The sequence below is a fragment of the Archangium violaceum genome, from assembly GCF_016887565.1.
Classification (GTDB): Bacteria; Myxococcota; Myxococcia; order Myxococcales; family Myxococcaceae; genus Archangium; species Archangium violaceum_B.
This window is the reverse complement of the sequence record NZ_CP069396.1, coordinates 7,172,248-7,180,542: the sequence shown is the minus strand read 5'-3', so window position 1 is coordinate 7,180,542 and position 8,295 is coordinate 7,172,248. Positions and strand designations below refer to the sequence as shown.

The 8,295-nt window shown below is 65.6% G+C and carries 2 protein-coding genes; both read left to right on the top strand.

Annotated features, from left to right (window positions below):
• Position 1: 1 nt before the first annotated feature.
• Entirely contained in the window at positions 2-1,144 is a 1,143-nt protein-coding gene (locus tag JRI60_RS28590) for a MupA/Atu3671 family FMN-dependent luciferase-like monooxygenase (RefSeq protein WP_204219055.1), read from the top strand.
• 5 nt (positions 1,145-1,149) lie between these two features.
• Positions 1,150-8,259 carry a beta-ketoacyl synthase N-terminal-like domain-containing protein gene (locus JRI60_RS28585; protein WP_204219054.1) on the top strand — a complete coding sequence of 2,370 codons (7,110 nt, stop codon included), beginning with the start codon at positions 1,150-1,152 and terminating at the stop codon, positions 8,257-8,259.
• Positions 8,260-8,295 lie beyond the last annotated feature (36 nt).

Below are 8,295 nucleotides of genomic sequence, written 5' to 3'. Positions count from 1 at the left end.
CATGGCTTCGAACGACACACGTATCAACGAGCGTCTGGCGGAAATCCTGTCATTTCCGGCACGGCCCCAGAGCCAGCATCCGTCTCCGATCGAGCTGAGCTTCATCTTCTTCTCCGATGCGAATCAGGGGCTCGACAATCGGTACAAGCTCATCTTCGACATCGCGGACTTCGCGGACCGGCATGGCTTCGAGGCGGTGTGGATGCCCGAGCGCCATTTCCATCCCTTCGGCGGCATCTACCCGAACCCCGCGGTGCTCGCGTCGGCGCTGGCGGTCAGGACGAAGCACATCCGTCTGCGCTCGGGCTCGGTCGTGCTGCCGCTGCATCATCCCGCCGAGGTCGTCGAGTCCTGGGCCATGGTCGACCATCTGTCCAACGGACGCGTCGACCTGGGGTTCGCCAGTGGCTGGAATCCGAACGACTTCATCCTGTCGCCCGGCACGTTCGCGAACCTCAAGGAGGTCTGGAAGGAGCGGCTCGGCACCGTCCGCCGCTTGTGGCGTGGGGAGCCCATGTCCTTCCCGAACGGGAAGGGCAAGGACACCGAGATCCGCGTGTACCCCCAACCCATCCAGAAGGAGCTGAACGTCTGGCTGGCCATCACCAAGCTCGATGAGACGTACACGTACGCCGGCCACGAGGGCTACAACGTCCTGACGATGCTGCAAGGGATTGATCTGGATGAGCTCGGCAGGAAGATCCGGCTCTACAAGACGGCGCGCCAGGAGGCGGGGCTTCCGCCCGAGGGCGGCAAGGTCACCCTCATGCTCCACACCCTGGTGCACGAGAACCTGAAGCGGGTCGAGGCCGCCGTCCGGGAGCCCTTCTTCAACTACATCAAGAGCGCGTTGACGGGGCACATCCAGAGCCTTCCGGAGTCCGAGCGGCCTTCCGAGAGGGAACTGAACAAGATCGTCGAATACTCGTACGAGCGCTATTTCAAGACAGGCGCCATGTTCGGGTCGGTGGATGACGTGATGAGTGTGGTCAAGAAGGCGGCCTCGGTTGGCGTGACGGAGATTGCGTGTCTGATGGACTTCGGCATCGATTACTCACTGGTCATGGAGTCCCTGCCGTTTCTCCATCGGCTGAAGACGGCCCTGGCGCGCGAAGGGCTGGCCCGGATGGGGGGCCTGGAATGAGCCAGATGACGACTGTTGGCGTGGAGCGGGAGAAGCTGAAGCTGCTGCAGAAGCAGCTCGCGCTGTCCAGGAAGAGCGTCCACGAGGAGGCGCGGCCCGAGCCGATCGCCATCGTCGGCCTGCATGGGTATCTCCCGCAGGCCATGGGCGTTCAGGACTTCTGGCGCTACCTGGACGAGGATCGCTCCGTCATCACGGAGATCCCCGCCGATCGGTTCGATTGGCGGGAGTTCTACGATGCGACGGGCGAGGATGCCTCGAAGATGCGCACCCGGTGGGGCGCGTTCATTCCCGACATCAAGAGCTTCGATCCGGCCTTCTTCGGCTTCCTGCCCAACGAGGCGGACCTCCTGGATCCACAGCTCCGCCTGCTGCTGATGTCCGTGTATCAGTCGCTCGAGAACGCCGGCTGCGCCCCGTCGGGTCTGAAGAAGAGCCGCACGGGTGTGTATGTCGCCCTCGAGGACAACGAGTACCTGCATCACCTCAGGGCCGCGCGGGTGGACCTGGGCGTCAATGGGTTCAACCACCACCCCAGCATGGTGGCCAACCGGCTCTCGTACTTCTTCGACCTGCGTGGGCCGAGCGAGATCGTCAACACGATGTGTGCCAGCGGCGCGGTGGCGATCCACCGGGCCATGACCGCCATCCACAACCGGGAGATCGACCTCGCCATCGTCGGGGCCGCACGCATCATCCTCCGGCCCGAGCCGCTGATCGGCCTCTCTCGGATGAAGGTCCTCAGCTCGAAGGACTCCGTGAAGTCTTTCGGTGAGGACGCCGAGGGTTACATCCGTGCCGAAGGTGTCATCAGTCTCGTGCTCAAGCCGCTGTCGAAGGCGCAGCGGGACCACGATCGCATCCACGCCCTGATCCGGAGCAGCGCCGTCAACTACAACGGCCAGGGGGGCATGTCGATCGCGGCTCCCAACGTCGAGGCGCATACCGAGGTCATCAAGCGGTGCTACGAGCAGGCCGGCGTCGATGCTCGTGACATCGGGTACATCGAAGCCCAGGGGATGGGGAACCAGGTCGGCGACATCTCAGAGTGGGAGGCTTGCAACAGGGCCCTGGAGCAGCTGGCATCGGCCCAGGGCAACGTCATCGAGCCGGGCTCCTGCCGCATCAGCACGCTCAAGCCGATGCTCGGGCACATGGAGTGTGCCTCGGCGCTGGGCGCGGTGCTCAAGATCGTCCGGACCTTCCAGACCCAGAAGGTCCATAAGATCCTCGGCCTGGAGCGAGTCAATCCCTATCTCGACCTGGAAGGGCGGCCCTGCCGGTTGATGACGAGCACCGAGCCGTGGACGCGGGGACAGCGGCCTCGGTTGGCGGGTCTCCATTCCTACGGGTCCGGGGGAAACAACGCGCACCTGTTGCTCGAGGAGTACGTGCCTTCGTCCCGGCCGGTGGTCAGCCCTCCGGCGAGGCGGCAACTGCTCGTCGTCTCGGGGAAGACGCAGCTCCAACTGCGCGAGCATGTCGCGGCCCTGCGTGACCACCTGGAGCGGGAACCCGGTGTTCCGCTCGCCAACGTCGCCTTCACGCTTCAGACCGGTCGTGATGCGCTGGCGCACCGGGCCGCGTTCGTCGTCGGCTCCGTGGCCGAGTTCGTCGAGAAGGCGGGCGCGTTCCTGGGGGCGTCGAAGGAACTGCCCGGTGTCCATACCGGCGTCGTGAAGGATCCGGTGAGCCCAGGTCGAGGCCTGGACACGAAGGAGCTCGACGGAACCGCCGCGGCCTGGGTCAGCGGCGCGCCGGTGGACTGGGCGACCCTGCACGAGGGCACGGACGTCGAGAAGGTCACCCTGCCGGCGTACGCCTTCAAGAAGGTCCCCTGCTGGGCCAGCGCGCCCCGCCAGCAGCAGTCAGAGCCGGCGAGCGCACCCAGGGTCGAGATCGTCGAGAGCAAGGCTCCCCGCTCCACGGGGGAGAAGCGCCCGAAGCGGATCTGCGTGGTCGGCGCCGGCCCCTCTGGCCTCGTGATGGCCAAGTCCCTCCTGGAGGAGGGGCATCAGCCGGTCATCTTCGAGAAGCAACGGACGATGGGCGGGCTGTGGGTCCTCAACAAGGAGAAGACGGCCGGCGCGTACAAGAAGACGCGCTTCCAGAGCTCGATGTTCACGAGCATCTTCTCGGACTTCCTCCCTCAGGACATCAAGAGCACGTTCTACAGTGTCGATGAGGTGATGGCGTACCTTCGCAGGTACGCCGAGGCGTTCCACCTCACCGAGCTCATCCAATACGAGAGCGAGGTCGTCTCCGTCTCCCAGGTGGGAGACAGGTGGACCGTCACGATCCGGAGGAACGGCGAGGAGCGCCAGGAGGAGTTCGATGGCGTTGCCCTGTGCCAGGGGAGCTTCTGGCAGCCCTACTTCCCCAAGAAGAAGGGCCTGGAGCACTTCAAGGGCGAGATCCTCCACTCGGGGCAGTATTTCGACAACTCGAGCTTCCGGGGGAAGCGGGTCCTGGTCATCGGCAGCGGTGTCAGCGCGATGGACATCGCCGAGGAGGCCGCGGAGGTCGCGGCGGAGGTCTATTGGAGCCGCCGCTCCAAGAAGCTCATCCTGCCGCGAATGGTGGGCTTCGTCCCCAATGACTGCCAGTCGCCCGCGAGCCTCCTGATCCCCGAGAACCGCTACAACATCATCGAGCGTCTCCGGCAGTCGATGCCGGAGTATTTCGAGCTGTATCAGCGCAGCGGCATCCTCCCGAGTGAGCAGGAGTTCCGCCGCAACCCCATCGTCCACATCAACGATGGGATCGTGAAGCTGGTCGCGGAAGGAAAGGTCCAGCCTCGCGGCGATCTGGAGCGCTTCTACGAGAAGGGCTGTGTCTTCTCGGACGCCGCTTCGTCGGAAGTCGAGGTGGATGTCGTCGTCTTCGCCACGGGCTACAAGAACTTCGGCTCGGAGGACGTCCGCTACGGCTACCTCCAGAACATCTCGGTCGCGAAGGAGTTCGCGATGGGGATCTTCTACGGAAAGAACCCCAGCCTCGTGAATACGTCGGTGCTGCCCATCGCGTTCACCGGCTCGTTCTACTTCATGGAGATGGTGGCGCGCTGGTACGCGCAGATCATGTCCGGCAAGTACGTGCTCAGTGACGAGGAGCTCTCACACCGGATCACCGACGACTACTACCTCATCATGGCGCCCGTCTCGAGCGTGCTCTTCGGGCTGAAGCTGGGCTTGTTCCCCAGGCCGGAGCAGGAGTTCCGCGAGTTCTGGCGGCTGCTGAACTACCCCGCCTTCCCGATGATCCACCGGCTGCGCGGCTCTCACGCCAACGAGGACGCCAGGAAGCAGCTGGAGGTCTTCCGGCAGAAGTCGTTCGTCAAGACGGACCAGTCGGATCCCGCGCTCAAGCTCTTGAAGCACCGCATCCTGGCGGGGCTGGGCCGGGAGAACCTCGAGTCCCTCCTGCGCCGGGGCGAGATCACCTCCGCCGAGTACGACGGCGCCCTCGAGCAGCGCGCGAACCCCCTCGTCCTGGATTGGGAGGCTCAGTACATCAAGAAGAAGTCCCGCGACGAGGCCGGGCCTGGGTTGCTGGCGGCGGCCGCGAAGCCCGAGGCCGTGACCGGCCCCGGGGCGGCGAGGAAGGTCGAGGAGTCGTTGGCCAGGACGCTGGCGGCCATGACCGCCGAGGTCCTGAGGGTCGAGCCGGGTGAGATCGAGCCGGAGAAGAACCTGAGTGAGTACGGGTTCGATTCGATCACCCTGACCGGCTTCTCCAACGAGCTCTCGCGCCAGTTCCGGTTCATCAAGCTGGCGCCTTCCACCTTCCTGGAGCATCCGACGCTCGGCGCGTTGGTGGGCTTCCTCGCCAGGAAGTACGGGAAGGAGCTGCGCGAGCACTTCGGGCTGAACGAGGTGGAGACGACCGCGCAGCCGGTGGTGGCGAAGGTCGAGGTCGTGGCCACGGAAGCCCGGAGCGAGGCTCGTGCGCCCACGTACTCCGTCAGCTCGGGCACGGAGAGCCCGGAGAGCGACGAGGCCATCGCCATCATCGGCATCGGAGGCCGGTTTCCGGGCGCCGCGAGCGTGAGCGAGTTCTGGCGCAACCTCGTCGACGAGCGGTCTTCCATCTCGGAGGTGCCGGACTCGCGCTGGCGCTGGCAGGACTACTGGGGCGATCCGCAGAAGGAGGAGAACAAGACGGATTGCACCCATGGCGCGTTCCTGGAGGGCATCGATCGCTTCGATCCGTTGCACTTCGACATCTCGCCGCGCGAAGCGACCTTCATGGACCCCCAGCACCGGATGCTGTTGGAGGTCACCTGGGAGACGATGGAGAACGCGGGCTACACGCGCGCCCGCTTGCAGAACAAGCGCGTCGGCCTGTTCGTCGGCGTCGAGAAGCAGGACTACGTGGAGCTGCTCAAGGACTCCGGGCATGCCCTCGACGGCTACATGAACACCGGAAATGCCCACTCGATGCTGGCCAACAGGGTCTCCCGCTACTTCTCGTGGCGGGGCCCCAGCATGGTGCTCGACACGGCCTGCTCCGGCTCGTTCACGGCGCTGAGTCTCGCCGTCGAGCAGCTCCGGCACGGGAGCATCGAGCTGGCCTTCGTCGGCGGCGTCAACGTCCTGCTGACCCCCAGCCTGTTCATCCTCAACAGGAAGCTGGGGATGCTCACGAACGAGCCAGTCACCCGGCCCTTCGACCGCGGGGCCTCCGGCCATCTGAATGGCGAAGGTATGGGCCTGGTCCTGCTCAAGCGGCTCTCCTCCGCCATCCGGGACAACGACACGATCTACGGCGTCATCAAGGGCGTCGCGGTCGAGCACGGCGGCAAGGGCGTGTACCTGATGGCGCCGAACGCCACCTCCCACCAGGAGGTCATCCGGGAAGCCCTCCGCGATGCGCGTCTCCAGCCGGGAGACATCGACTACATCGAGGCGCAGGGCACGGGCAATCAGCTCACCGACGTCATGGAGCTGAAGACCTATCAGCACGTGTTCTCGGCGCGTCCGTCCGGCGCCATCGGGTTGGGAACGATCAAGGGCAACCTGGGGCACCTGGGCGCCGCGTCGGGCGTCGTCGGACTCATCAAGTCCGTCCTGTCGCTCAGGAACAACACGCTCACCCGGATCCTGAACCTCCAGGAGCTGAACTGGGACGAGGCGGACGGCGAGCTTCCGGTGCGAGTGCTGGACAGGACCGAGGCATGGCCCGCGAAGTACCAGGGCGGTCAGCGCGTCCCGCGGCGTGTCGGAATCCACAACTATGGCTTCGGCGGCATGAACGCCCACGCCATCCTGGAGGAGTATGTCGACGCGGGGCGGCCCGCGCAGACGCCGGCCGGAGCGGCGGAGCAGGTCATCGTGCTCTCGACCCGGAAGGCCCCCCAGCTTCAGATGCTCGCCCGACAGTTGCTCCGCTTCCTGAAGGGCCAGGAGTACCTGTCGTGGGGCTTCTCGGAGATCACCCTCGAGGAGGTTGCCTTCGCCCTCCAGTGCGGACGCGAGGCGATGACGCATCGCGTGGCCTTCGTCGCGTCCTCGCTCCCGGACCTGGTCGAGAAGCTCGAGCGCTATCTGGATGACCGGGGCCAGACCGAGACCTCCGGTGGAGGCATCTTCCGGGGCGCCGTGGACGATGCGGCGCTCAAGGAGTGGAAGCTGCTCCTCGGAGAGGAGGAGAGCCGGTTCATCATCCAGAACAGCTTGCAGCGGCGAAACCTCGCGAAGCTGGCGCTGCTATGGGTGAAGGGTGTCCAGATCCCCTGGGAGGAGCTCTACGGGAGCCGGCGCGTCCGGCGCGTGCCCCTGCCGGGCTACCCCTTCCTGCGAGAGCGCTACTGGATCCCGCCCGGCCGTGCCGTGCGGACGGTGGCAGCCGAACGGCTCTCCACCGCCATGATCGAGGCACCGCCCCCGCAGGTGGAGAAGGGCGTCGACAAGGACGCCGGGTCGGTGGTGGTGGGACTGCTCGCTCAGGTCACCGCGATACCCCGTGAGCAGCTGACCGGCTCCGCGGTCTTGAGGGAGCAGGGTATCGACTCCATGCTCACGGCCCAGCTGGTGGATCTGATCGACAGTACGTTGTCCGTCCGCCTGGAGCTCTCCGATGTCCAGGAGTGCCAGACCGTTGGGGAGCTGGTGCAGCGGGTCCGGTCACGGGGGGAGAGTGGCTCGTCCCGGTCCGTCCTGCCACGAGAGGTGGAGCTTCTTCGCCGGGGAGACGGGCTCGCGTCGACCGTCTGGTTCCACGCCGCGCTCGGCACCGTCCAGATGTACGTGCCGTTCGCCCGGAAGCTGGGCGGTGACCTGTCCTTCCATGCGGTCCAGTCTCGCGGCGTCCGGGACTCGCAGAAGCCGTTCGACGACCTCGTCGAGATGGCGAGCCACTACCGCGACATCCTGATGAAGCTGAAGGGGCAGGGCGCCTTCCAGCTCGGAGGCTACTCCCAGGGCGGCGCGCTGGCGTACGAGGTGGCCAGACAGCTGCAACTCGCCGGACGGAGCGTCACGAGCATCGTCCTCGTCGATACGCCCTTCCCACCCGTCTCCTCGCGGATCTCGCGGAAGTGCAACCTCGCCCTGACGTTCCTGAACATCCTCAACATGAGCGGCCTGGCCAGGCCCGATGACTTGAAGACCTTCATGGCGCGTTCCCCCAGGAACGAGGACCTCCTGCCCTTCCTGGTCCAGGTGGGGCTCGAGCGGGGCCTCAAGTACTCCGAGGATGAGCTCAGGGCGGCGATCCAGAAGTTCTCCGCCATCTCCGAGGCGAACATCACCTCCATGGGGCGCTACTCGGTCGCTCCCCTGCCTCGTCCCGGCGAGGTGGAGTGCCACTACTTCTCCCGCAGGGACAAGGAATGGTTCTTCCGGCCGGAGCTGGCCACCGTGGAGGAGCTCGCCGAGCAGAACCGGTACCACGCGACAAGCGATTGTGTGGAACGGTGGCGGGACTTCCTCCCCAACCTGACCGTCCACAGGACGGCGGCGCCGGATCATTTCGCGATGTTCGAGGATGAAGAGACGCTCGGGATGATGGTCGAGGTCTGCCGCAGGTTGTATGGCATCGAGCCACGGATCGATGCCGCGGCGATGCTCGCTCGCGAGACCGCGAGGGACTCGACCGAAGCTCGCAGCGTGTGATTTTGGGAAGAAATCGGAAACGGCCGAGTGGGCCAG